26 protein-coding genes are annotated in these 21,845 nt (G+C 62.3%); 17 read left to right on the top strand and 9 right to left on the bottom strand.

Going from position 1 to position 21,845, the window contains the following annotated elements; all coding sequences use genetic code 11:
- The first annotated feature begins 333 nt into the window (after window positions 1-333).
- The gene (locus QOV41_RS05870) at window positions 334-840 is read left to right on the top strand and encodes a pyridoxamine 5'-phosphate oxidase family protein (protein ID WP_284580158.1); all 507 of its coding nucleotides are present in this window, start codon (window positions 334-336) and stop codon (window positions 838-840) included.
- Window positions 841-915: 75 nt separating this feature from the next.
- On the top strand, window positions 916-1,281 hold the full coding sequence (locus QOV41_RS05865) for an SH3 domain-containing protein (RefSeq protein WP_284580156.1): 366 nt from the start codon (window positions 916-918) through the stop codon (window positions 1,279-1,281).
- Here QOV41_RS05865 and hemH read toward each other — a convergent pair whose 3' ends face one another.
- The 3 genes from hemH to QOV41_RS05850 all read right to left on the bottom strand — a co-directional run bounded on the left by hemH (window position 1,282) and on the right by QOV41_RS05850 (window position 4,967).
- Window positions 1,282-2,319 (bottom strand): ferrochelatase, encoded by a 1,038-nt coding sequence (gene hemH, locus QOV41_RS05860; protein WP_284580154.1) that lies wholly within the window; start codon window positions 2,317-2,319, stop codon window positions 1,282-1,284.
- Between the two features lie 79 nt (window positions 2,320-2,398).
- Window positions 2,399-4,045: a HoxN/HupN/NixA family nickel/cobalt transporter gene (locus tag QOV41_RS05855; protein ID WP_284580153.1), complete on the bottom strand. Its 1,647-nt coding sequence runs from the start codon at window positions 4,043-4,045 to the stop codon at window positions 2,399-2,401.
- A gap of 22 nt (window positions 4,046-4,067) precedes the next feature.
- Entirely contained in the window at window positions 4,068-4,967 is a 900-nt protein-coding gene (locus tag QOV41_RS05850) for a LysR family transcriptional regulator (protein WP_284580152.1), read from the bottom strand.
- A 171-nt stretch (window positions 4,968-5,138) separates the two neighbouring features.
- Between QOV41_RS05850 and QOV41_RS05845 the strand changes: the two genes are divergently transcribed.
- Both QOV41_RS05845 and QOV41_RS05840 read left to right on the top strand, forming a co-directional pair.
- Entirely contained in the window at window positions 5,139-5,534 is a 396-nt protein-coding gene (locus tag QOV41_RS05845; protein ID WP_284580151.1) for a MarR family winged helix-turn-helix transcriptional regulator, read from the top strand.
- Window positions 5,535-5,677: 143 nt separating this feature from the next.
- Window positions 5,678-6,172, top strand: coding sequence for an SH3 domain-containing protein (locus QOV41_RS05840; RefSeq protein WP_284580150.1), 495 nt, complete (start codon window positions 5,678-5,680; stop codon window positions 6,170-6,172).
- 26 nt (window positions 6,173-6,198) lie between these two features.
- Here QOV41_RS05840 and QOV41_RS05835 read toward each other — a convergent pair whose 3' ends face one another.
- Window positions 6,199-6,642 carry a hypothetical protein gene (locus QOV41_RS05835; RefSeq protein WP_284580149.1) on the bottom strand — a complete coding sequence of 148 codons (444 nt, stop codon included), beginning with the start codon at window positions 6,640-6,642 and terminating at the stop codon, window positions 6,199-6,201.
- A 122-nt stretch (window positions 6,643-6,764) separates the two neighbouring features.
- On the opposite strand from QOV41_RS05835, the gene QOV41_RS05830 reads away from it, so the two are divergent.
- Entirely contained in the window at window positions 6,765-7,160 is a 396-nt protein-coding gene (locus QOV41_RS05830) for a DUF2177 family protein (RefSeq protein WP_284580148.1), read from the top strand.
- Here QOV41_RS05830 and QOV41_RS05825 read toward each other — a convergent pair whose 3' ends face one another.
- Window positions 7,161-8,081, bottom strand: coding sequence for a DMT family transporter (locus tag QOV41_RS05825; RefSeq protein ID WP_284580147.1), 921 nt, complete (start codon window positions 8,079-8,081; stop codon window positions 7,161-7,163).
- Window positions 8,082-8,282: 201 nt separating this feature from the next.
- Between QOV41_RS05825 and QOV41_RS05820 the strand changes: the two genes are divergently transcribed.
- The 6 genes from QOV41_RS05820 (at window position 8,283) to QOV41_RS05795 (ending at window position 13,722) form a co-directional block, all read left to right on the top strand.
- On the top strand, window positions 8,283-9,062 hold the full coding sequence (locus QOV41_RS05820) for an SDR family oxidoreductase (protein WP_284580146.1): 780 nt from the start codon (window positions 8,283-8,285) through the stop codon (window positions 9,060-9,062).
- Window positions 9,059-10,939 carry an excinuclease ABC subunit UvrC gene (gene uvrC / locus QOV41_RS05815; RefSeq protein WP_350150711.1) on the top strand — a complete coding sequence of 627 codons (1,881 nt, stop codon included), beginning with the start codon at window positions 9,059-9,061 and terminating at the stop codon, window positions 10,937-10,939. Before QOV41_RS05820 ends, uvrC begins: the two co-directional genes overlap by 4 nt.
- Before the next feature lie 301 nt (window positions 10,940-11,240).
- The gene (locus tag QOV41_RS05810) at window positions 11,241-12,314 is read left to right on the top strand and encodes a 3-deoxy-7-phosphoheptulonate synthase (RefSeq protein ID WP_284580145.1); all 1,074 of its coding nucleotides are present in this window, start codon (window positions 11,241-11,243) and stop codon (window positions 12,312-12,314) included.
- Between the two features lie 145 nt (window positions 12,315-12,459).
- The gene (gene pgsA, locus QOV41_RS05805; RefSeq protein WP_284580143.1) at window positions 12,460-13,026 is read left to right on the top strand and encodes a CDP-diacylglycerol--glycerol-3-phosphate 3-phosphatidyltransferase; all 567 of its coding nucleotides are present in this window, start codon (window positions 12,460-12,462) and stop codon (window positions 13,024-13,026) included.
- Window positions 13,023-13,274 (top strand): MoaD/ThiS family protein, encoded by a 252-nt coding sequence (locus QOV41_RS05800; protein ID WP_284580142.1) that lies wholly within the window; start codon window positions 13,023-13,025, stop codon window positions 13,272-13,274. Before pgsA ends, QOV41_RS05800 begins: the two co-directional genes overlap by 4 nt.
- Window position 13,275: 1 nt before the next feature.
- Window positions 13,276-13,722: a molybdenum cofactor biosynthesis protein MoaE gene (locus QOV41_RS05795; RefSeq protein WP_284580141.1), complete on the top strand. Its 447-nt coding sequence runs from the start codon at window positions 13,276-13,278 to the stop codon at window positions 13,720-13,722.
- Window positions 13,723-13,770: 48 nt separating this feature from the next.
- On the opposite strand, the gene QOV41_RS05790 is transcribed toward QOV41_RS05795, so the two are convergent.
- Complete coding sequence (locus tag QOV41_RS05790) at window positions 13,771-14,661, bottom strand: branched-chain amino acid aminotransferase (protein ID WP_284580140.1); 891 nt, start codon at window positions 14,659-14,661, stop codon at window positions 13,771-13,773.
- 132 nt (window positions 14,662-14,793) lie between these two features.
- On the opposite strand from QOV41_RS05790, the gene QOV41_RS05785 reads away from it, so the two are divergent.
- Together QOV41_RS05785 and QOV41_RS05780 are read left to right on the top strand one after the other, a co-directional pair.
- A complete protein-coding gene (locus QOV41_RS05785; RefSeq protein ID WP_284580139.1) occupies window positions 14,794-15,312 on the top strand; it encodes a MarR family winged helix-turn-helix transcriptional regulator in 519 nt (172 codons plus the stop codon).
- 34 nt (window positions 15,313-15,346) lie between these two features.
- Complete coding sequence (locus tag QOV41_RS05780; RefSeq protein WP_284580137.1) at window positions 15,347-15,886, top strand: hypothetical protein; 540 nt, start codon at window positions 15,347-15,349, stop codon at window positions 15,884-15,886.
- Here QOV41_RS05780 and proC read toward each other — a convergent pair.
- From proC to QOV41_RS05765, 3 genes are all read right to left on the bottom strand, one after another.
- Window positions 15,883-16,707 carry a pyrroline-5-carboxylate reductase gene (proC, locus tag QOV41_RS05775; protein WP_284580135.1) on the bottom strand — a complete coding sequence of 275 codons (825 nt, stop codon included), beginning with the start codon at window positions 16,705-16,707 and terminating at the stop codon, window positions 15,883-15,885. The two genes, QOV41_RS05780 and proC, sit on opposite strands and share 4 nt — an antisense overlap.
- Window positions 16,704-17,204 (bottom strand): type III secretion system chaperone family protein, encoded by a 501-nt coding sequence (locus QOV41_RS05770; RefSeq protein ID WP_284580134.1) that lies wholly within the window; start codon window positions 17,202-17,204, stop codon window positions 16,704-16,706. The genes proC and QOV41_RS05770 overlap by 4 nt, the downstream gene beginning before the upstream one ends.
- 390 nt (window positions 17,205-17,594) lie before the next feature.
- Complete coding sequence (locus QOV41_RS05765) at window positions 17,595-17,858, bottom strand: accessory factor UbiK family protein (protein WP_284580132.1); 264 nt, start codon at window positions 17,856-17,858, stop codon at window positions 17,595-17,597.
- Between the two features lie 83 nt (window positions 17,859-17,941).
- On the opposite strand from QOV41_RS05765, the gene lgt reads away from it, so the two are divergent.
- The 4 genes from lgt to QOV41_RS05745 all read left to right on the top strand — a co-directional run bounded on the left by lgt (window position 17,942) and on the right by QOV41_RS05745 (window position 21,710).
- A complete protein-coding gene (lgt, locus tag QOV41_RS05760) occupies window positions 17,942-18,823 on the top strand; it encodes a prolipoprotein diacylglyceryl transferase (protein ID WP_284580130.1) in 882 nt (293 codons plus the stop codon).
- Window positions 18,820-19,899, top strand: coding sequence for a class I SAM-dependent methyltransferase (locus QOV41_RS05755; protein WP_284580129.1), 1,080 nt, complete (start codon window positions 18,820-18,822; stop codon window positions 19,897-19,899). The genes lgt and QOV41_RS05755 overlap by 4 nt, the downstream gene beginning before the upstream one ends.
- A complete protein-coding gene (pgeF, locus tag QOV41_RS05750; protein ID WP_284580128.1) occupies window positions 19,896-20,663 on the top strand; it encodes a peptidoglycan editing factor PgeF in 768 nt (255 codons plus the stop codon). The genes QOV41_RS05755 and pgeF overlap by 4 nt, the downstream gene beginning before the upstream one ends.
- A 114-nt stretch (window positions 20,664-20,777) precedes the next feature.
- Window positions 20,778-21,710 (top strand): ribose-phosphate pyrophosphokinase, encoded by a 933-nt coding sequence (locus QOV41_RS05745; RefSeq protein ID WP_284580126.1) that lies wholly within the window; start codon window positions 20,778-20,780, stop codon window positions 21,708-21,710.
- Window positions 21,711-21,845 lie beyond the last annotated feature (135 nt).

Below are 21,845 nucleotides of genomic sequence, written 5' to 3'. Positions count from 1 at the left end.
CCACGGGACTCTGGGGAGATCGCCCCCGGAGTGGGTCCGAGCGGTGTTGGTCGGATATACGCCTCTCCCTGCCTGCTTTGGGGAGACGCAACACCAGCTGGTCCGGCAAATCCCGGCTAACCCCGAGGCGAAGTCGTCTCACCTACTACCAATCCCAAGAGGCGGCGTCGCCTCGGGGTCCGCTCCACCTTTGAGCAACCGCAGCGCCCCGCGCGTGCGGCGCGCCCGCCTATCCGGTTGGATCACCCCCCGCCACAAAAAATCCCGCGCAACCTCCCGCCTTGCCAGCCGTTCGCCTCCCAGATTTTCCGAGAACTCAAGGAGAGCGCCACCATGGCCACCGATCTCAGCGAGACCGACAAGACCGCAGCCGAAGTCCAGGACCGCATCTGGGAGCTGATGGACAAGATCAACTTCGCCATGTTCACCACGTGGGACGGCCAGCGCCAGCGCTCGCGCCCCCTCGCCGCGCGCCCCGAGCGCGCCCGCCATGCCATCTATTTCCTGGTGGACGAAAGCGGCCACAAGAACGACGAACTCGAGCGCTTCCCCTTCGTCTCGCTCGCCTTTGCCGATAATCCCGGCCACAAATATGTGGTGGTCTCGGGCCGCGCCGAGCTCAGCAATGACCGCCAGAAGATCAAGGATCTCTGGACCGGCTTCGACAAGGCCTGGTGGGACAGCCCCGAGGACCCAGCCATCCGCCTCATCACCGTGACGCCCGAGGATGGCGAGCTGTGGGATAGCCCCGGCCGCGCCGTCGCTGCTGCCAAGATGCTGGCCGCCGCCGTCACCAATGGTCGCCCGGACATGGGCGACAACGCCAAGGTGGGTATCTAAACCGATGCTGGCGGCGCAGCCCTTGCGTCGCCGCATTCCCTTGTAGAATAGGAGAGGTTTCCCGGAGCCCGCCCGATGCGCCCCACCCGCCCCCTTGCCCTCGCTGCCCTCGCTGTGCTGGCGTTTGCCGCGCCCGCCCAGGCGCTCACCATTACGGCCCGCGTGTCGGGCGGTGACATCGCCGTGCGCTCCGGCCCCGGCAGCGGCTATGGCGTGGTCGCCCGCATTCCCGATGGCACCGAGATCCCGATCGACCAGTGCACGCAAAACGACAGCGATTCCCGCTGGGGCAGCTGGGGCGATGCCGGCGTGCCCCTGCGCGGCGCCAATGCCACGCAATGGTGCCGCATCCCCGATTATGGATGGGTCGACCGCTCCTGGATCGTCGGCCGGGGCCTGGTCAATGTCACCCCGCCCGATTTTCTCGGCCCGGGCTGGTAGCTAGAGCCAGCCACCCAGCTCCCGCCGCACCATGGCTTCGATCATGTCCATGCCGGCGGGACTATCGTTGAGGCAGGGAATATAGGCGAACTCTTCGCCACCCGCCTCCATAAAGGTCTCCTTGCCCTGCATGGCGATTTCTTCCAGCGTCTCGATGCAATCGGCCGAAAACGCCGGCGCCAGGATCGCCACCTTCTTCACACCGTTTTTGGGCAACTCTTCCAGCGTCACATCGGTATAGGGCTCCAGCCACTGCGTTGGCCCGAACCGGCTCTGGAAGGTGACCATCAGCTTTTCCTTGGGCCAGTCCAGATACTCCCGCACCAGCCGCGTGGTCTTGTAGCACTGGCAGTGGTAGGGGTCGCCGCGCTTGAGATACTCCACCGGCATGCCATGGTAGGAGGTGATCACCACATCGGGCTCGAACGGCAGCGCCGCCACGCCGTCACGGATGGAATCGCCCAGCACCTGAATGTATTTGGGATCCTCGAAATAAGCTGGTGCCGTCCGCACCGCCGGCTGCCAACGCATGGTTTGGAGTGCATCGAAGGCCTTGTCATTGGCCGTCGCCGTCGTTGTCGCCGAGTATTGCGGGTAGAGCGGTACGAGGAGAATCTTTTGGCAGCCCTGCTGCTGCATCCGATCCAGCACGCTTTTGGTAGAGGGATTGCCATAGCGCATGGCGAAATCCACCACCACGCCATCTTCCGCCATCCGTTCGGCGAGCTTTTCGGTCTGCGCCCGCGTGATCACCCGCAGCGGGCTTTCATTGCGCTCCTTGTCCCAGATCTGCGCATAGGCATGTCCGCTCTTTTGCGGCCGAAACGACAGGATCACGCCGTTGAGTATGGGCCACCAGACCAGCTTGTTGGTCTCGATCACGCGCGGGTCCGACAGGAATTCCTTGAGATAGCGCCGCACGCTTAAGTAATCGGTGGCGTCGGGCGTACCTAGATTGAGGAGGACGACGCCAATCTTTTGCTGGGGAACGGGAGGATGGTCGGGCGGCGCGTGACGAGGCTGGTTCTGGTTGGACATGGCTGCCGGTTTGGAAAGCTTCTAGACTGCCGCACCATTAACCACTCCCACGGCCACCGCAAGGCGGCGATGGGTCGCGTTACAGGCTGGCGATCAACAGCACAGTGCCAAAGCCGAGGACCGCGCAGGCACCCAGCAGTTCGAGCCACCAGACCACACTCCCCGCCAGGGGGGTATCAAGCCCACCCACCCGCGCGGCGAGGCCCTTGGCCATGACAGCCACCGTCGCGAGCAGCGCCACGGTGACCGCCGTCCCCACGCCCATCAGGAAAACGGCGGCGATGCCAGCCGGTAGCAAGCCTTGCGAGAGAGCGAATACCAATACCACCAAGGCCCCCGAACAGGGCCGCAGGCCCACAGCGAACACCACCGCCAATTGTTCCCTCCATCCGCGTTCCGCGGCTTCGGGCGTCACCACATGCATGTGATCGTGATGATCATGGTCGTGATGATGGTGATCATGAGAGTGGGAGTGGTGATGATCCTGGCCTGCATGCAGATGGGCACGGGCGCGCTCGGTCATATCGGGTTGATGCCCATGGGCATGGTCCCAGCCAAACGCCTTGCGCGCGATCAGCCACAGCCCCAGCAGCACCACCAGCGCGTAGGATACAATCTCCACCCACCGCGCGGCCTCCCCCATCGCCATGCTGCTGAGACCCAATAGGCCAGCCGCCACGACAACAAAGCCCACCGCGACTAGCGACTGCAACATGGCCGATGCAACGCTCAGCAGCACCCCGCGCCGCAATTGCCGCTCATTGGCCAGCACATAGGAAGAGATCACCACCTTGCCGTGCCCTGGCCCAGCAGCATGGAAGACGCCATAAAGAAAGCTCAGGCCACCCAGCACCCAAAATGCCGTCCAGTCGGTCTGCAGCTCTTCGAGTGCTCCCGTCAGGGCGCCATAGAACTGCCGCTGCTGGTTCTGCAGCCAGCCGAAAAAGCCGGTCCGCGGCATGGGTAGACCAATCTCAGGTGGTGGTCCGCCGAATGGGGTTGCCGGCCGCGCTTGCGCCACCTGGTTGACCGCGTCAAGCGCGGACGCCGCCGGGGGGACCACACCGTCGCAGTTCACGACGATCAGCCCTTGGGTGCCACGCATCGCTGCGGCCAGATCCGGTGGCAACTCAAGAACCTCCGGCCCCAACGCATAAAGGCGTTCTTCCACTGCAGGGTCCATCGGCTTGGGCGGCTCGACCTGGACCGCGCAGCTTTCGGGAGCATTCTCCAGCGAAACGTCGGCGCCGTCAGCTACGGTGATCGCAACATAGTATTCCGGGTCATAGACGGCGAGCTCGAATGGCCCCCTCACCGGCTGCGGCGCCTGCCCAGTGAGGGAATAGCTGAGCGTGGTGCGCCCATTCTCAAAGACCATCTGCTGGTCGCCGAGCGGGCTGAACTGCATCGGCGCATTCGCGGCGCCGGCATAAGTATAAAAGCCGTAATCGGCCAAGCCGATCATGTTCTCGTCGGCCAGCTCCTGCAGTTCGTCCGAAGAGGTCTCGCCATCGCCATTGGTGTCGAGCCCCTGCACCATCCAGGCAGAGAAAGCCGAGTCGAACGTCCAATCATGCCGCAGGCCGCTGACATGGCCGGCGTCATCGAAGACAACAGCGACCTTGGCGTCGATAAAGATGTGCGGATGGGCGAGGGCCCCCGCGGTCAATCCGAGGAAGCAAAGGCCGAACGCTGCCAGCCGGCGCCCAAAACGAGGGAACGTCACGATCTGCTCAATCCGCCCAAATTCAAGTGATGGGATGCCGCTGGAACCACTCGACCAAATGGTCGATCAGTGCCCGCACCTTGCCCGCCAAATGCCGCCGGTGCGGATAAACCGCCTGCAACGTCTGCCCCGTGGGCAGGAAATCCTTGAGCACTGGCACCAATTCCCCTCGTGCGACCACAGGATCGGCAAGGTAGGAAGGCAATACGACAAAACCGAGTCCCATCACTGCCGCCGTTCGTGCCGCCAGCGGCGAGTTCACCCGCAGCGGACCAGTGACGGGCACTGAAATGGTCTTGCCATCTTCGGTGAACCGCCAATTGGATTGCCCCTGCAGATTGACATCGACAACGCAGGGCAGATGCCGCAAATCTTCGGGGTGCTGGGGGGTGCCATGCGCCTTCAGCAGTTCGGGGGATGCGCCCACCACCACATGCATGTCGGCAATCTTGCGCGCAATCAGCGAGGAGTCGGCGAGCGTCGAGATGCGCAGCGCCACGTCGATTCCCTCATCGACGAGATCGACGTAACGATCTTCGAGCCGCAGATCGAGCGTCACCTTGGGGTGCTGCTTGAGATAGTCGTAGATGGCCGGCGCTAGGGAATCCTCGCCGAAATTACGGGGCGCCGACACGCGCAACAAGCCACGCGGTTCGGCCGTCTGCTCAGTTATGGTCGCATCGAGATCATCGAGTTGCTGCAGGAGGCTGCTGGCCTCTCGGTAATACGCCTCGCCCGCTTCAGTCAGGCTGAGCTTGCGGGTGGTCCGGTTCATCAACCGCACACCGAGGTAATCCTCGAGATCGGTGACATATTTGCTGAGGAGCGCCTTGGACCGGCCATGCTGTCGAGCAGCCGACGAAAAGCCTCCGGCGTCGAAGACCTGAACGAAAGCGCGGATGCGGGCCAGGTCCTGCGTCATACCATCCTGCGGCACCGGGAGAATGCCCGACGCATATCCGATATGAGCCACGTGAACAACAACGTGCCTTGGCCGTTGCACGATTAACGATAGGATTGGAACACCAATCGACGTAGCGGAGGAGTTCAGACTATTTTCCCACCTATGGCCAAACCCTCATCCCGGTCCGCGTTGTACCGACTTATTCAAGCCGGGCAGCTGGCGCATAAGGCGCTGCTACAGCCCTTGCTGGAGCGCGGGCTGGAACCCGGAGACGATGCCGTCCTGTTCGAACTCGGCCGCTCTGGTAAAACCGAAACCGATCTGGCCCACGAGTTGGGCGCGACCCCTGAGTCTCTGGCACCCCGCCTGGCCCGGTTGGCGGAGCGCGAACTGATCACCCGCCAGGCGGTGGGACCGGAGCTCGCCCCCGGAGTGGCGCTCACCGAACGCGGTACGCGCATTCGCAACCATCTGGCCGACCACTGGGCGCAGCTGGAGGAAGCCCTCCTTGGCGAGCTCAAGCCCAAGCATCGTGATCGGCTCACCGACACGCTGAAGCGGTTCGTGGATCTGCTCCGCCTCTAGCCATAGGCAACCTGCCCAGAGCGGATGCGTTCACTGGCTAATCGCTGGACCAGCGTCTCAACAATCCATTCAGGTTCCGTTCATGCGAGAAGGTTTTGAGTTCCCTCCAAAGGCACGAAGTGCCTAGGGAAAGGAGATCTAGAATGGCTTTGACCAAGAAGTTCGTTACGGGCGCTCTTGCTGGCTTGACCCTTCTTGCCGCGACGGGAGCCGCCATGGCGGCGCCAGCGGCGGCTACCGCCAATGTGAATGTCCGCTCCGGTCCCGGCACCGGCTACGGCGTTGTGGATGTCCTCCGCCGCGGCGAACGGGTCGACGTCCAGAACTGCCGTGGTAGCTGGTGCTACATCGAAAAGCGTGGCCCCGATGGCTGGGTTTCTGCCAACTATCTCAGCCGTGGCGGCGGCTGGCATGATGATGACAATTGGGATGACGGCTGGTCTCCCCGTCCCCCGCGCCCGCCGCGTTGGGATGATCAGTATCCACCCCGGCCGCCGCACTGGGATCCTCGGCCACGGCCACCGCACTGGAATCCACGTCCGCGGCCGCATTATCCTAGCTACCCCAGCTATCCGCGACGCCCCGACAGCAGCGTCTGCTTCAACGGTGCGAACGGCTCCTTCTGCGTCGGAAACTAAGCCTGAGCGCCGCCTTCGGGCGGCGCTTATTCCACCCGCAGCCGTTCGATATCGATACCGCGCCGCTCCAGCGGCTCCCGCGCCCGGCGGGTCAAATACTCGTTGAGTCCGTAGCCCACCACGGCGCCCACCACCAAAACGATCGCAAAGCCCCGCAAGCCATCCTGCTCGGCGGCGATGAACGAACTCACCAACGTCGCCACACCGGTGCCGATCAGCACCCAGCCCCGGCGTTCCTTGGCGATCTTGAGGTTGCGGGCGCCCGAATGCAGCAAATCGCGCAATTCCAGATCGCTCATGGCCGCGAGATCCGGATTGCGCCGCTCGCGTCGGATGGTCTCGATATAGGCGTCGACCCGGCGCATCGTGAGCGCCTCCCGCTTGTCGGTGCCTTTGCCGCCGCCGGTCAGCACCTTCCAGCCGCCGGCAACCAGCAGCAGCACCAGCGCAATTTCAATCAGCCAGATCATCGCCGCCCCTCCGGTTTCGCTTACCGGCTGACATGTCCCCCGGCAGCGTGGAGTTCAAGGCCAAAGAGTGATCCTTCCGCACCAATCCTTCGTAGAAGCTGAAACAGCGGGGCACCACATTCATGACCAAATACCTCATCCTCTATGCGGCTTGCGCCCTGATCTTTTTCCCGCTCGACTTCATCTGGCTCTCGACCATGGGTAAAGGTCTCTACCAGCGTGAGCTTGGAGACCTTCTCCTTCCCAATCCAAACCTGGCCATCGCCGGGCTTTTCTACCTTGCCTACCTTATCGGCGTGGTCATCCTCGTTGCTGCGCCAGCGGAGGGTGACGTCGTCAAGGCGCTGCTGCTTGGCGCAGTGCTCGGCTTTGTCGCTTACGGCACCTATGATCTCACTAATCTGTCGACCGTGCGGGGGTTCAGCCCCTTGGTGGCAACGATCGATATTGCCTGGGGCACGGCGCTCACTGCCGCCAGTGCCGCAGGAGGGGTGTGGATCAGCCAGTTCTTCGTCTAATCACTCCGTCCCCGGCATCGCTGTCGCAGCAGCGACCGTGGTCCGTTTCTGCCGTTCGCGCGCCATCACCACCAGCCCGGCGCCGACGATCACCGCACCACCGATCAAGGCAATGCCATCGATCCACTGACCGAACACCACGATGCTGAGAAAGATCGCCCAGGGCAGAGAAAAATAGTTGAAGGGCTGCACCACGCTTGCCGGGGCCATAGACAAGGCAAACACCATCAGCCCGTGGCCGGCGCAGGTGGTCACCATCATGGTGAAAACCAGCGCCACATCGGTCCAGGACATGGGTTGCCAGAAGAATACCCCCACGACACTCGAGAGCAGGAGACCGATAATCCCGGTGTACGCCATGCTGGTGGCGGCCGTGTCGTACTGGCTGACCTTTCGGGTGATGACGATATAAAGCGAGTAGAGCGTCGCCGAGAGCACGGCAAAGAACAGCCCCCAGTCAAGTGGCAAGCCGCCCGGACGCACAATCACCATCGCCCCGAGAAAGCCCACGCCCACCGCCGTGAATCGGAAAATGCCCACCTTCTCTCCAAGCAAAGGAATGGCAAAAAGCGTCACGAGGAGCGGATAAACCAGCGAGATCGCCTGCAACTCACCCAGCGGCACCGTTTGCAGTGCCCGCGCGAAGCACCAGATCTCAACGATCAACAGAGTTGCCCGCAGCAGCTGCCACCCCGGCGCCCCGGACGAAAGCGCCTGCCGCAGCGGCGCTTGCCGCAGCACCAGGATCAGCGAAAAGGCAGCTACGCCCCAAAACCGCATCATCGTCACCTGGAAGGGCGAATAGGTCTGCACCAGAAATTTGGAAATGGCGTCCTGAATGCCGAAGATGATGATGGTGATAATGGTAAGAAGGATTGCCCGGCTGATATTGTCGGTGCGGGTGATGCCGATGCTGGACATTGGTTTTGGGCCGGAAGAAGTGGTGTTCCAAGGGGTAGCTGAACGGCTTGCTGCACGCCAGTCCGATCCGCCTGCCGCCGCAATTTGTCAGCAGCCAACCGCTAACCTGCAGTTGGCATTTGCCTCGCCGTTCACTATCTGTGCGCTTGTTCCAGATGTTTCGCTGCGGTGTTTTCTCCGCTCCCAGGTCCCCGCCCGCCCATGATCGTCCAGCAGCCGTCCTCACCTGTGCCTGTCGCCCTCGTTACCGGGGCGAGCGACCGGATTGGCGCGACCATCGCGCGACGCTTGGCGACAGCCGGTTTTGCCGTGGTCATCCACTATCGGTCCGACGAAGCCGGAGCACGGGCGGTGCGGCAGGACATCGTTGAAGCTGCCGGCCAGGCAGAGATCATCGGAGCAGATCTTGCCGACCGTGCGCAGCGGCGTGACCTCATTAGCCGCGCCAGCGGGCTCTTCGGCCCGCTCACCACTCTCGTCAACAACGCCTCTCTCTTCGATCCCGACAGCGCCTTGGATTTTGACGAGGCCCTATGGGATCAGCACTTTGGCATCCATGCCGAAGCGCCGCTCTTTCTGGCTCGCGATTTTGCCAATCAGTTGCCTGAGGGTGCCAAAGGCAATGTGATCAACATTGTCGATGAACGCGTGCTGCACCTCTCGCCCGCCTATTTCACCTATTCGCTCTCCAAGGCGGTGCTCTGGAATGCCACCCGCACGTTGGCCCAGACGCTCGCTCCCGCAATTCGAGTCAACGCCATAGGTCCTGGGCCGGTCTTGCCGCATAGCCGACAGAGCGATGAGGAGTTTGCCGCTTCGGTGGCGGCCTTGCCGTTGCAGCGTCACGCTGGTCCTGATGCCATAGCCGATGGCGTGCTGTTCCTGCTGCGCACACCCTCGATGACCGGGCAAATGCTGGCACTCGATGGCGGCGAGCACCTCGAATACCTGCCCAAGAGCAAGCCCACACCACGCGCATGACCGAGACCCCTTCCAGAAGCGGTCATGAGGTTATTCGGGAGTTCGTCCGCACCCTGCCCGCCGCGCCCGGCGTCTATCGCATGATCGATGCCAATGGCGAGGTCATGTATGTGGGCAAGGCGCGCAACCTCAAGGCGCGCGTCACCAACTATACCCGTCCTGAAGGCCTCGAACTGCGCCTCCAGCGCATGATCGCGGCGACCGTCAGCATGGAGTTCGTCCGGACCGAGACCGAGTCCGAGGCGCTGCTGCTTGAAGCCAATTTGATCAAGCGCTTGAAGCCGCGCTTCAACGTATTGCTGCGCGACGACAAGAGCTTTCCCTATATCCTCATCGCCACCGATCACGAGGCGCCCGAACTCACCAAGCATCGCGGCTCGCGCCGCCGCAAAGGTCACTATTTCGGCCCCTTTGCCTCCGCCACGGCGGTGGGCCGCACCATCACCAGCCTGCAAAAGGCATTCCTGCTGCGCAATTGCTCGGACAGTTTCTACGCGGCTCGCACCCGCCCCTGCCTCATGCATCAGATCAAGCGCTGTGCTGGGCCCTGCACGCGCGAGGTATCGCTTGAGGACTATGGCGAACTGGTCGACGAAGCGCGTCAGTTCCTCTCGGGCAAGTCGCAAAACGTTCGCGACCACATCCAGCAGGAGATGAACCAGGCCGCCGAACAGCTGGACTTCGAGCGCGCCGCCCTGTTGCGGGATCGTCTTTCCGCGCTTTCGCTCATCCAGTCTCAAGGCGGGGCTAGTGCCCGCACCGTTGAGGAGGCGGACGTCTTTGCCATCCACCACGAGGGCGGGCAGTTCTGCGTCCAAGTGTTCTTTTTCCGAGCCTACCAGAACTGGGGTAACTACCCCTATCGACCCCGCGCAGATGCGAGTCTGAGCGACATCGAGGTGCTGGAGGCCTTTATCGGCCAGTTTTACGAGAACCGCACGCCTGCCCGGCTGGTGCTGGTCAGCCATGACCTGGCAGAACCGGAGGTCATGGAAGAGGCTCTATCCACTCGCGCCGGTCGCCGCGTCCACATCGAGGCGCCAAAGCGGGGCGAAAAGCGCGATCTTGTCCAGCATGCGCTCAACAATGCCCGGGAGGCGCTTGGCCGGCAGATGGCGGAAGGCGCCACCAATCGCAAGCTGCTCGAGGGCGTCGCCAATTGCTTTGGTCTCGACGAGCCGCCGCGCCGCATCGAGGTTTACGACAACTCCCACATTTCTGGCACCAACGCGGTGGGCGCGATGATCGTGGCCGGTGAGGAAGGCTTCTCCAAGAAGCACTACCGAACCTTCAACATCAAATCGACCGACATCACTCCCGGCGACGATTTCGGCATGATGCGTGAAGTGCTGACTCGCCGGTTTACCCGCCTCGCCAACGAGAGCGAGGATGAAGACGAGGACGAGGTCAGCGGCATGCCCGACTGCCCTGACGTCGTCCTCATCGATGGCGGCGTTGGACAACTCAATGCTGTGCGCCAGGTCATCGCCGAAATGAACCTGCCCAAGGATGTGACCTTTATCGGCATCGCCAAGGGCGAGGATCGCGACGCCGGCCGCGAGAAATTCCACATGGAGGGCAAGGAGCCTTTCATGCTGCCCCATCGTGACCCGGTGCTCTACTATGTGCAACGCCTGCGCGACGAAGCCCACCGTTTTGCCATAGGCACGCACCGGGCTCGCCGCAAGAAAGAGCAGATCAAGAACCCGCTCGACGAGATCGAGGGCATCGGCCCCACCCGCAAGCGTGCCCTGCTCAATCACTTCGGCTCAGCCAAGGCCGTCGGCCGTGCCAGCCTCAACGATCTCGAAGCCGTCCCGGGCATCTCCAGCGCCATGGCCCAGCTGATCTACGACCACTTCAACGCCAGCCGCTAACGAGCTCCATCGGCCACAGAGTGGAGCCCGCGTCCTGCCCCTCCCGGGGAGAGGTCAGGCGGGGGCAAAATTTTCGAGTGAACCAAGACTCGACAATCCATCTGATCTCCCGCTATGCTTCTGCCATGATCACCGTCGCGACCTTCTCGTTTTGGTATTTTAGCTATCCGCTCCCGGCGGAGGCTACCGCGCGCTTGATCTGATCTCACACGATAAGACCAAACCCGAAGCCCGCCGCCCGACCTCCGAGGCGGCTTTTTTGTTGGCCGCCTCCCCAGGAAAAATCCCGAGGAGACCACCAATGCTCAAATCCACCGACGACCTGCGCATCACCGAAATAAAACCGCTGACCACCCCTATCGAGGTCATGCGAACCCATCCGCGCACCGACGCCGCGACCCGCACCGTGATCGCCGCACGTCATGACTTCCATAATATCATCACCGGTCAGGATGATCGGCTGGCGGTGGTTGTCGGCCCCTGCTCTATCCATGATCCCGCCGCGGCGCTGGACTATGCCAAGCGCCTAGTGGTGCTGCGCAAGTCCCTGGGCGACCGGCTGGAGATCATCATGCGGGTATATTTCGAAAAACCCCGTACCACCGTTGGCTGGAAAGGTCTTATCAACGACCCTAATCTCGACGGCAGTTTCGCCATTGATCAAGGACTTCATATCGCCCGCGACCTGCTCCTCCAGATCAGCAATCTGGGCCTGCCCGCCGCCTGCGAATTCCTCGACATGACAACCCCACAATACATTGCCGACCTCGTCAGTTGGGCCGCCATCGGCGCCCGGACCACGGAATCGCAGATCCACCGTGAACTGGCATCGGGCCTCTCCTGTCCCGTCGGATTCAAAAACGGCACCGATGGGAATGTGAAGATCGCCCTCGACGCGGTCAGCTCGGCCGGCCAGCCGCATCATTTCATGGCCGTCACCAAGGATGGTCGCTCGGCGATCGCGGCGACTAGTGGCAATCCCGACTGCCACATCATTCTGCGCGGCGGCAAAACGACCAACTACGATGCCGCCAGCGTCGAAGCTGCCGCCGCTGCAGCCAAAAAGGCGGGCGTGAATTCAGCCATCATGATTGATGCGAGCCACGCTAACTCCAGCAAGAAGCCCGAGAACCAGCCCCTAGTGCTGGCGGATGTCGGCCAGCAACTGGCCGCAGGTGAGCGCCGCATCATCGGCGTGATGGTAGAGTCCAACCTGGTCGCCGGACGGCAGGACCTCGTGCCTGGCCAAGATCTAGTCTACGGCCAGTCCATCACCGATGGTTGCATCGACTGGAATACCACAGTCACCGCTCTGGAGGATCTCGCCCGCGCCGTCGAGCGACGCCGCTCTGTCACCAGCAGGGCCGTCGCCTAGCTCCCGCCGAAAGCACCTTCCTCCCTCCCCCTCTCAGGGGGAGGGTCGGGGCGGGGGTTACTTCTAAGGTTGGGGCGAGCGAGAGAAGCAACCAACAGCGCCGCAGTGGCTTGACCCCCAAACATCCATCCTGTTCTGTCGGTCCATGGCCCAAAACCCGCTGCTACTCATCCCCAATCAGATCACCATCGCCCGTATATTGGCGATCATTCCGATCGTTGCGTTGGTGATGGCGGATGACCCCATCATGCGGCTCATCGCACTCGTGCTCTATGTGGTCGCAGCGGCATCCGACTGGGTCGACGGCTATCTAGCACGGGCCTGGGACCAGGGCTCCCCGCTCGGGCGCATGCTTGATCCAATCGCTGACAAGATGCTGGTTGGTATTCTCGTTACGGCGCTCGCCTGGGATGGTAGCTTCTCGGCCCTGGATATGATCCCTGTCGTGGCCATCCTCTTCCGCGAGCTTTTTATCCCCGGCCTGCGCGAGTTTTTGGGCAATGCCCAAGTCGTTCTCCACGTGACGAACCTCGCTAAGTGGAAGACCACCATTCAACTGGTTGCCCTCGCAATGGTGCTGCTCGAAGGTGTTTTCCCCGCCATCTGGCTGCTCAGCGACGCCTTGCTTTGGCTCGCCGGCATTTTGACTCTCTGGACCGGGATCGACTATTTCCGCTCCGCCTGGCCGCACCTTTCGGAAACCGCGAAGTGAAAATCCTCTATTTCGCCTGGCTCCGCGAACGCCTCAATCGCGGGGAAGACGAGGTAACACCGCCTCCGAGTGTCACCACCATTGCAGACCTTCTCAATTGGCTCGCCAACCAGGACGAAGCCCTTGCGCTCGCCCTCGCCAACCCTGCGCAGTTCAAAGTTTCGCTCGACGCTCGGATCCAGCCGCACGACGCACCGATCGCCGGAGCCTCGACCATCGCCATTCTGCCCCCCATGACGGGCGGGTGAGATGAGCGTCACCATCACCGGCGCCCCCTTTGACCCCGGCGCGCTCAGCAACGCATTTCTCGCGCAAAGCGACAGCGCCGGTGCCGCCGTGACCTTCACCGGCATCGTCCGCTCTACACCGGATCGGCCTATCACCGCCCTGATCCTCGAATGCTATGTTGAACTGGCCGAAAACGAGATCGCCACCCTGCGCGCGGAAGCCATAAAACGTTTCGCCTTGCTCGATGCCAGCATTGTGCATCGCCATGGTCGCTTGCTGCCCGGCCAGCCGATCATGCAGGTCATGACCCTGGCCTCCCATCGGCAGGCTGCCTTCGATGGCGCACAGTTCCTGATGGACTATCTCAAGACCGACGCCCCCTTCTGGAAACAGGAGGAGACTGCCGCCGGCACGGATTGGGTCGAGGCCAAGCCGGATGACGATGCCGCCCGGCAACGCTGGACATGAAAAAGCCGGGCATGAACCCGGCTTTTCGAAGCAGGTAGTGGGGGCAGATTACTCCGCGGCGGCCCGCTTGGGTTGCACTTCCGCTGCATAGGCGTCGATCAATGTACGGCAGCCCTCGCCCGGTGCGAACTTGAACTCGCCGATCTCGCTGACTGGCGTAACTTCCGCCGCGGTGCCGGTGAGGAAGCACTCGTCGAACTGGCTGAGTTCTTCGGGCATGATGTGCCGCTCGGTCACCGTGTAGCCATTGCGCTTGGCCAGATCAATCAGCGTCTGCCGGGTGATGCCGTTCAGGAAGCAATCCGGTGTCGGCGTAGTGATGTCCTTGCCCTTGATGAAGAACACGTTGGCACCGGTCGCCTCGGCGACATAGCCGCGATAGTCCAGCATCAGCGCGTCGGCATAGCCGTTGGCCATGGCCGCATCCTTAGAGAGCGTGCAGATCATGTAGAGACCAGCAGCTTTGGCAGAAGACGGAATGGTCTCCGGGCTTGGACGCTTCCACTTGCTCCATTCGAGCCGGATGCCCTTGAGTTTCTCCTCCACCGAGAAATAGCTCGGCCAGATCCAGGCGGCGATCGCCAGATGCACCGTGTTGTTGCGCGCCGGAACGCTCAGTTCCTCCGAGCCGCGCCAGGCAACCGGCCGCACATAGGCGTCGACCAGCCCATTCTTCTCAAGCACCAGCCGCTTGGCGGCTTCAATCTCGTCGGCGGAATAGGGGATGGTGAAGTCGAGAGTCTTGCCCGAGCGGATCAGCCGCTCCGTATGTTCGCGCGACTTGAAAATTTCCCCACCATAGGCCCGTTCGCCCTCGAAAACGGAACTGGCATAATGCAGCCCGTGCGTCAGCACGTGGATCTTTGCATCCTTCCAGGGTTTGAGTTCGCCGTCGAACCAGATCCAGCCGTCGCGCTGGTCCATTGGCAGGCCTGCCATGATCCTCTCCCGAGTCTTGTATCTACATGCCACCGCTCGTGGCCATTGGCTCCAATCCTGCCCCAAGCCCAAGCCCTTGGCAAACCACAATGGCTTTGGGATAAGTCGAGATCGTCGTCCAGTGGAAAGACAATGGCAGCGCTCCAAAAAAATGTCAACAAGGCTGACATAATTTCTGACCTGCCCGTCGGCGGGTCCCTGCCCCTGGACATCATGGGCTTGTTCTTCTTTGCCTATCGAGATTTTACTGGCGACGCCGACGCTTTGCTGGATCGGCAAGGCTTCGGACGCGCTCATCATCGCGTGCTCTATTTCGTCAATCTGCGGCCAGGCATGCCCGTTGCCGACCTCCTCGACATCCTCAAGATCACCAAGCAAAGTCTTGCCCGCGTGCTCCGCCAGTTGATTGACAACGGCTATGTCGAGCAGAAAACCGGGCAGTCCGACCGCCGCCAGCGCCTGCTTTATGCCACCGACAAAGGGCGGCAGTTCTTCTCGGCTCTGTCGGCCACGCAAGCCAGCCGCATCAATGCCGCTATGGCCAGTCTTCCACCCGAATCCCGCCGAGTGGTGAACCGTTTCCTCGTCGGCATGGTCGAACCGGGCGACCGGGCGGTCCTGGATAGACTCAATCTGACCGCGGGCCTATGATCGCTCCCCGTGTTGAGGGGCACGGGGGCAGATTATGAACGCAGTGGGAAACCCGTCCGGCGAGGTCGTGTTGACCTCGGCCGAAAGAATACACCTGCAACTGCATGCCGAGGCCGACGCCTTGGTCGCCGAAGCGCTCCGGACCAGCAGGTTCGATCTGCTTGTCGATGCCGAGGCGCTGCTGACAACGGTTCTGACGGCGCCCGACCTCCCCGACCCGAGCCCTGCCCGCACACGGCTCCTGGCGGAAATGGGCGCTCTGCTCTGCCTTCGGGCCCGCCATGTCGATGATGCAGATCGCGCCAAGCGGCTACTGGTTCGCGCTCGGACGCTCCTGATGAGCGCCCTGGCCGCAAGTTCGCCCGCTTCCACTCAGGAGCGCGCTATCATCCGCGCTAATCTGGCGCTTGTGCACCTACGCAGCCACGACGTGACCGGCGACGGTGCCGAAGCCATGCGGGCCCGGATGTACCTCGAAACAAGCCGCAATATGCTGAGCGCCTGCGGTGATGCGGCGGCAGTTGCCTGGATAGATGCCATGGAAGCCGAACTGGATGGGCCCGGGTCGCGCTAGCTACGCCCCAGTTCCTCGCTCCGGCGTCTCGCCGCCGCCACGGTCCTGTCGATTAAGCTGACTAGGCCATCCTCGGCCATCAACACGCCGAGCCCGGCAGCAGTAGTGCCATTGGGTGAAGTAACGTTCTCGCGCAACACCGCAGGCGCTGCGGGATCGACGTCCAACAGCGCGGCCGCGCCAATCACGGTCTGGCGCGCAAGTTTCTCGGCAACGCCGTTTGGCAGACCCTGCCGGCGACCCGCTTCTGCCAGAGCTTCCACCAGATGGAAAACATAGGCGGGGCCTGAGCCGGAGACGGCGGTTACAGCATCCAGATGCGCCTCGTCGTCGAACCACAGCACGGGACCAGAAGTCCCCAGCAGCGCCTCGGCGCCCAGCCGATCCATTTCGGTCACTTCAGGGCCAGCCACCGCACCAGTAATGCCTTTGCCGATCTGCGCCGGGGTGTTGGGCATGGTGCGCACCACCCGCCCCATGCCGAAGCCGCGCGTCAGCCGGGCTATGTCGATACCGGCGGCGATCGACACCACCAGCGTGGTGGGACCGATTACCGGTGCCAGCCCTTCCATCACCTCGTCGATGATCTGCGGCTTGACCGCCAGCACCAGCACATTGGGAAGGAGACCGTGTGCTTCGGAACTGATCGGCAACTCGTAATCTTGAGCAAAGTCCTGCGCCGCCTGGCCGGGACTGGGGTCAACCAGCACGAGATTGCCTGTTGGCAGTCCACCCTCGAGCCAGCCACGGGCCAGCGCCAGCCCCATCTTGCCGGCGCCCACCAGCATCACGGGGCCGATGGTCTGTAGTGCAGCACTCATGCTTCACCCACTGTTTCGAACATGACGTGGCTCATGGCATCAGCGGCGGTCTTGCCCGCCCAAACCACGAATTGGAACGCCTGGTAGTAAAGGTCACAACTGTCAGTGGCTGAACGCAGCAGCGCCTCGCATTGTTGCGGGGTGACGTCGGCACCACCCGTCAGCAGGTGCGAATTGCGGAACAGGACCACGCCCTCTTTCTGCCAGATGTCGAAGTGGCCGATCCAGAGCTGCTCGTTGATCAATGAAATTAGTTGCTTGATCTCCGCACGCCGGCCCTCGGGCACCTTGAGGTCGAAAGCGCAGGCGATGTGAAGGCTTTCGAGATCCTCCATCCAGTTGAACGACACATGATAGTCGCTCCACCCGCCACGGACAGAAATGGAGATCTCATCGGCGTCTTGCCGCTCGAACGTCCAATCGTTGATCGAGGCGATGTGCTCGATGATATCGACGGGATGCAGATTGCGGTCGGGCTCGGCGAGCAGGAGTGACATCGACGATTATTTCCTGGCAAGGCGTGGTTCAACTGCCGGCCACAAGGGCTGACGCTCGGGTACTCGAAAGGAACTGGCCGCACGCAAGAGCTTACGAATCGTCCCGATGAAGCGACCCTACACCTGACCACTGATTCAGGGGACGGAGGGTGCACCGCGGACGGCAATCTCTTGTGGATGATCGGTCCGCCAGAGTTAACGGAGGGTTAACACCGAGAGCCACCTGAAGCGCCGTAATGCGAACGTGATCTTCATGGCTGGTAAGAAGATGGGGCAGCGCGCCGCCGCGAGGAGGTCAGCAACCTCGAAAAGAGCGGCACAGGTGGTGCGCGCCACCTGTGCCAGATTGAAACAGTGATGGGCGCCTGTCATGCGCGCCCCAAGTCAGCCTCAGCTTGCCTTGACCGGCTTGGCAGCCGGGGTCTTGAGCTCGGCAAGTTCCTTGCGCAACGCATCGATCTCTTCGCCCTGTACCTGCACCAGCTCCCGCAAGGCGTCGAAGTCTTCGCGCTTGACGAGGTCCATGTCGGCAACGAAGCGCTGCGCCTGGGAGCGCACGACGGTCTCGACTTCCCGCCGCATGCCGTCGGCCACACCGGCAGCCTCGTTCACCATCCGACCCAAATCGTCAAAGATCCTGTTATTCTGGTTCATCGCACACCTATCTTGCTGTGGGCACCCGAGTGGCGCGTTTGCCTTGATACTTAGGCCATGGCTGCCGACTTGACCAGAGCGGCATGACCGGCAATGGTCCCGCGCATAGAGTAAATGCAGGAGCAGCCTTGCCTTTTCCCAATATCGATCCGGTTGCCTTTGCCATTGGTCCGTTCGCCGTGCGCTGGTACGCGCTGGCATATTTGGCAGGCGTGGGGCTGGGCGCCGTTTATGGCTACCTCCTCCTGCGCAACCCACGGCTGTGGCACGAGGGCAAACCACCTTTCAAGGCACAGGACATCTGGGACTTCGCGTTCTGGACCATGCTGGCCATCGTCCTGGGCGGCCGCGTCGGCTATGTGCTCTTTTACAACTTGCCCTTCTACCTGGAAAACCCGGCACAGATTCTGAATACGCTCGATGGCGGCATGAGCTTCCATGGCGGCATGCTCGGCCTGATGGTCGCGGCAATCCTATTTACCCGCTCCAAGGGCGGCAATTGGCTGAGCTCGCTTGATCTTATCGCTGCTGTGGCCACCATCGGCATCATGCTGGGGCGCTTTGCCAACTACATCAATGCCGAGCTCTATGGGGCGCCCACCACCCTGCCCTGGGGCGTCGTGTTCCCGACCGATCCCTTGCAAACGCCCCGTCACCCTAGCCAGCTCTACGAGGCGCTGCTGGAAGGACTGCTGCTTTTCCTCCTGATCCGGTTCGTCACGCATGTGCTTTATGGCCTGCGCCGTCCGGGGCTCGTCGCAGGTGTCTTTGCCATCGGCTATTCGCTGGCGCGCATCGTCGTGGAGTTCGTCCGGCTGCCCGACGCCCAGATTGGCTATCTCTATAGCGGCTGGCTCACCATGGGTATGATCCTGAGCTTGCCCATGCTCGTGATCGGCATCCTGCTCGTGGTTTACGCGGCAACCCGCAAGGAAGCCTCCCTCCGTCATCCGAGGCCAGCATGAACGAGAGCCCCAGTCTCCCCGAACTCATCGACATGCAGATCCGCACCAACGGGCCCATGTCGCTGGCCACCTATATGGGTCTCTGCCTTACCCATCCCTCCAAGGGCTATTACCGGACCAGCGATCCACTGGGGACCAAGGGCGATTTCGTCACCGCGCCCGAGATCAGCCAGATGTTCGGGGAACTGGTGGGGTTCTTCTTCGTCAATCTCTGGCAGCAGATGGGCAGCCCCAAGGCTTTCACCCTGCTCGAGCTCGGTCCCGGCCGCGGCACGCTGATGGCCGATATGCTGCGTGTGGCCTGCCGCGCCGAGGGGTTTCGAGATGGACTCGACCTGCGCCTCTTTGAAACCAATCCGGCTCTGATCGCCGAACAGAATGCGCGCTTGGAACCCTACGAGCCCAAATGGATCAGCGACTTTGATAAGCTGAGCGCAGAGCCCCTGTTGATCGTTGCCAACGAGTTCTTCGATGCCCTTCCGGTGCGCCAGTTCGTGCGAGCCGAAGACGGCTGGCACGAGCGCATGGTGGGGCTCGATGACAACAAGCGCGTATTCGGTCTGTCGCCCACGCCCATTCCCATGAGCGCCATGCCGGAGGCGGTTGCCGATGCGCCGGTTGGAGCGGTTTTCGAGGTCGGCATCGCTAGCGGCGAGGTGATGTCACGGCTCAGCAAGGCCGTCGCTGTAAAAGGCGGCGCCATTCTTGCCATCGACTATGGCTATGAGCAGACACAGACCGGGGAGACCTTGCAAGGGGTGCGCCGCCATCAATTTGCCGACGTTCTCGAAGCGCCCGGAGAGACCGATCTCTCCACGCATGTGGACTTCGGCGCTTTGAGCACTGTTGCCGCCAATGCTGGCCTGATGGTGCAGCCCCTCACCACCCAGGCCGCATTTCTTCAGCATCTCGGCATCAATGAGCGCGCCAAGGCACTTGCAGTCGCCAACCCAGGCTCGGCAAGCGATGTCGAGCAGGCTCGAGATCGCCTCGTCTCGCCCCAGCAGATGGGCACGCTCTTCAAGGCCTTTTGCGCGGCAAGCCCTGGCCTCGTACCTCCGGGATTTGCACCATGAACGTTCCGCACGAACAAAGCCCCAGCCTGATCGCCATGCCGGACATTCGTCACGCCTTTTTCGGGCGCCAGGGCGGGCTATCGAGCGGCATCTACGCGGGGCTGAACGTCTCGGACACCGGTGGGGATGACCCGGACGTGGTGGCGGACAACCGCAAGCTCATCGCGGCCGCCATGGGTGTCGAGCCGCGGCAGTTCGTGTTGCTCAAGCAAGTTCATTCAACGCGCGTGGTACCCGTCACCGGCCCCCTGACCGGCCAGACAGTGGAAGCTGACGCCATAGTGTCAGCGCGCCGTGGACTGGTGCTTGGCATCATGACCGCTGATTGTACCCCCGTGCTTCTGGCCGACCCGGAGGCGGGCGTTATTGGCGCAGCCCATGCCGGCTGGCGCGGCGCAGCCGAGGGCATCATCGGCAACACCGTCGCCGCCATGCAGGAGCTCGGCGCTACCCCGGCGCGGATTGTCGCAGCGATCGGTCCGACGATCTCCGCACCCAATTATGAAGTCGGGGCCCAGTTCAAGGCCGATTTCCTCGCGCTGCATCCAGATGGCGATGCCTATTTCTCTGTGCCGGAAAGTGGCCGAGATCATTTCGACCTCCCCGGCTTCGTCACGGATCAATTGAGGGCCGCCGGTGTCGAGCGGATCGATCTGGTCGGGGGCTGCACCTATGGCTCCCCCGACAAGTATTTCTCGCACCGACATGCCACGCACCAGGGCACCACGACAGGGCGGCAGATCGCCGTCATCGGCCTGACATGATTCTTTTAGCATGCGCCAAGTGGTGCGTTGCCATGGTTGGGTCGAGCCGCTAAAGCTGCCCGCGAAACTGGATGGTCCGCTTCCTCCCGGACCCGTTGAGACAGGATCGCACCCATGAAGCTGGTAACCGGCAACTCCAACCGGACCCTCGCCCAATCCATCGCCAGCTACCTTGAGCTTCCCCTGACGAACTGTACGGTCAAGCGTTTCGCTGACAAGGAAGTCTATGTCGAACTGCACGAGAATGTGCGCGGCGAAGACGTCTTCATCCTGCAGTCGACCAGCTTTCCCGCCAATGACAATTTGATGGAATTGCTGATCCTCACCGATGCGCTGCGCCGCTCATCAGCGCGCCGCATCACGGCCGTCCTGCCCTATTTCGGCTATGCCCGCCAGGATCGCCGCGCCACCGGGCGCACCCCAATTTCTGCCAAGCTGGTTGCTAATCTGATCGCCGAAGCCGGGGTCAACCGCGTCATCACGCTGGACCTGCATGCCGCCCAGATCCAGGGCTTCTTCGACATACCCACTGACAACCTCTATGCGGCGCCGATCATCACCCGCGATATTCTCGACAACTACAAGCTCGAGAACACCATGATCGTCTCGCCCGACGTCGGCGGCGTCGCCCGCGCCCGCGCCGTGGCGCAGCGCCTGGGCACCGACCTCGCCATTGTCGACAAGCGCCGCCCAAAGGCCGGCGTATCCGAGGTCATGAACATCATCGGCGACGTCTCGGGTCAGGCCTGCATTCTGATCGATGACATCGTCGATAGTGGCGGCACGCTGGTGAACGCCGCCGAAGCCCTGCTCAAGGCGGGCGCCAAGGAAGTCTCGGCCTATATAACCCATGGCGTTTTGTCGGGAGGCGCCGCCGAGCGCATCGCCTCCAGCAAGCTCAAGGAACTGGTGGTGACGGACTCCATCGAGGAGACCGACGCGACCAAGGCCGCCCCCAATATCCGCCGCATGACCATCGCGCCGCTGATCGGTGAAGCCGTTGCCCGCACCGCCAGCGAGCAATCCGTCTCCAGCCTCTTCGACTAAAACGCCCTAGAAGTAGCGCATTCAAGCGAGTCTGCTTGCCCGCGCTAACCCGTTGCGCTATAGCCCGCGCCATGAAGCGCTCGTCACCCCTGGAGGACGGGCGCGTATGCTGTTGTAGGAATGGCATACACCAAC

It is taken from the genome of Devosia sp. RR2S18 (assembly GCF_030177755.1).
Lineage (GTDB): Bacteria > Pseudomonadota > Alphaproteobacteria > Rhizobiales > Devosiaceae > Devosia > Devosia rhizosphaerae.
The sequence above is the reverse complement of the archived record's forward strand: the minus strand, read 5'-3'. Positions and strand labels throughout refer to the sequence as shown.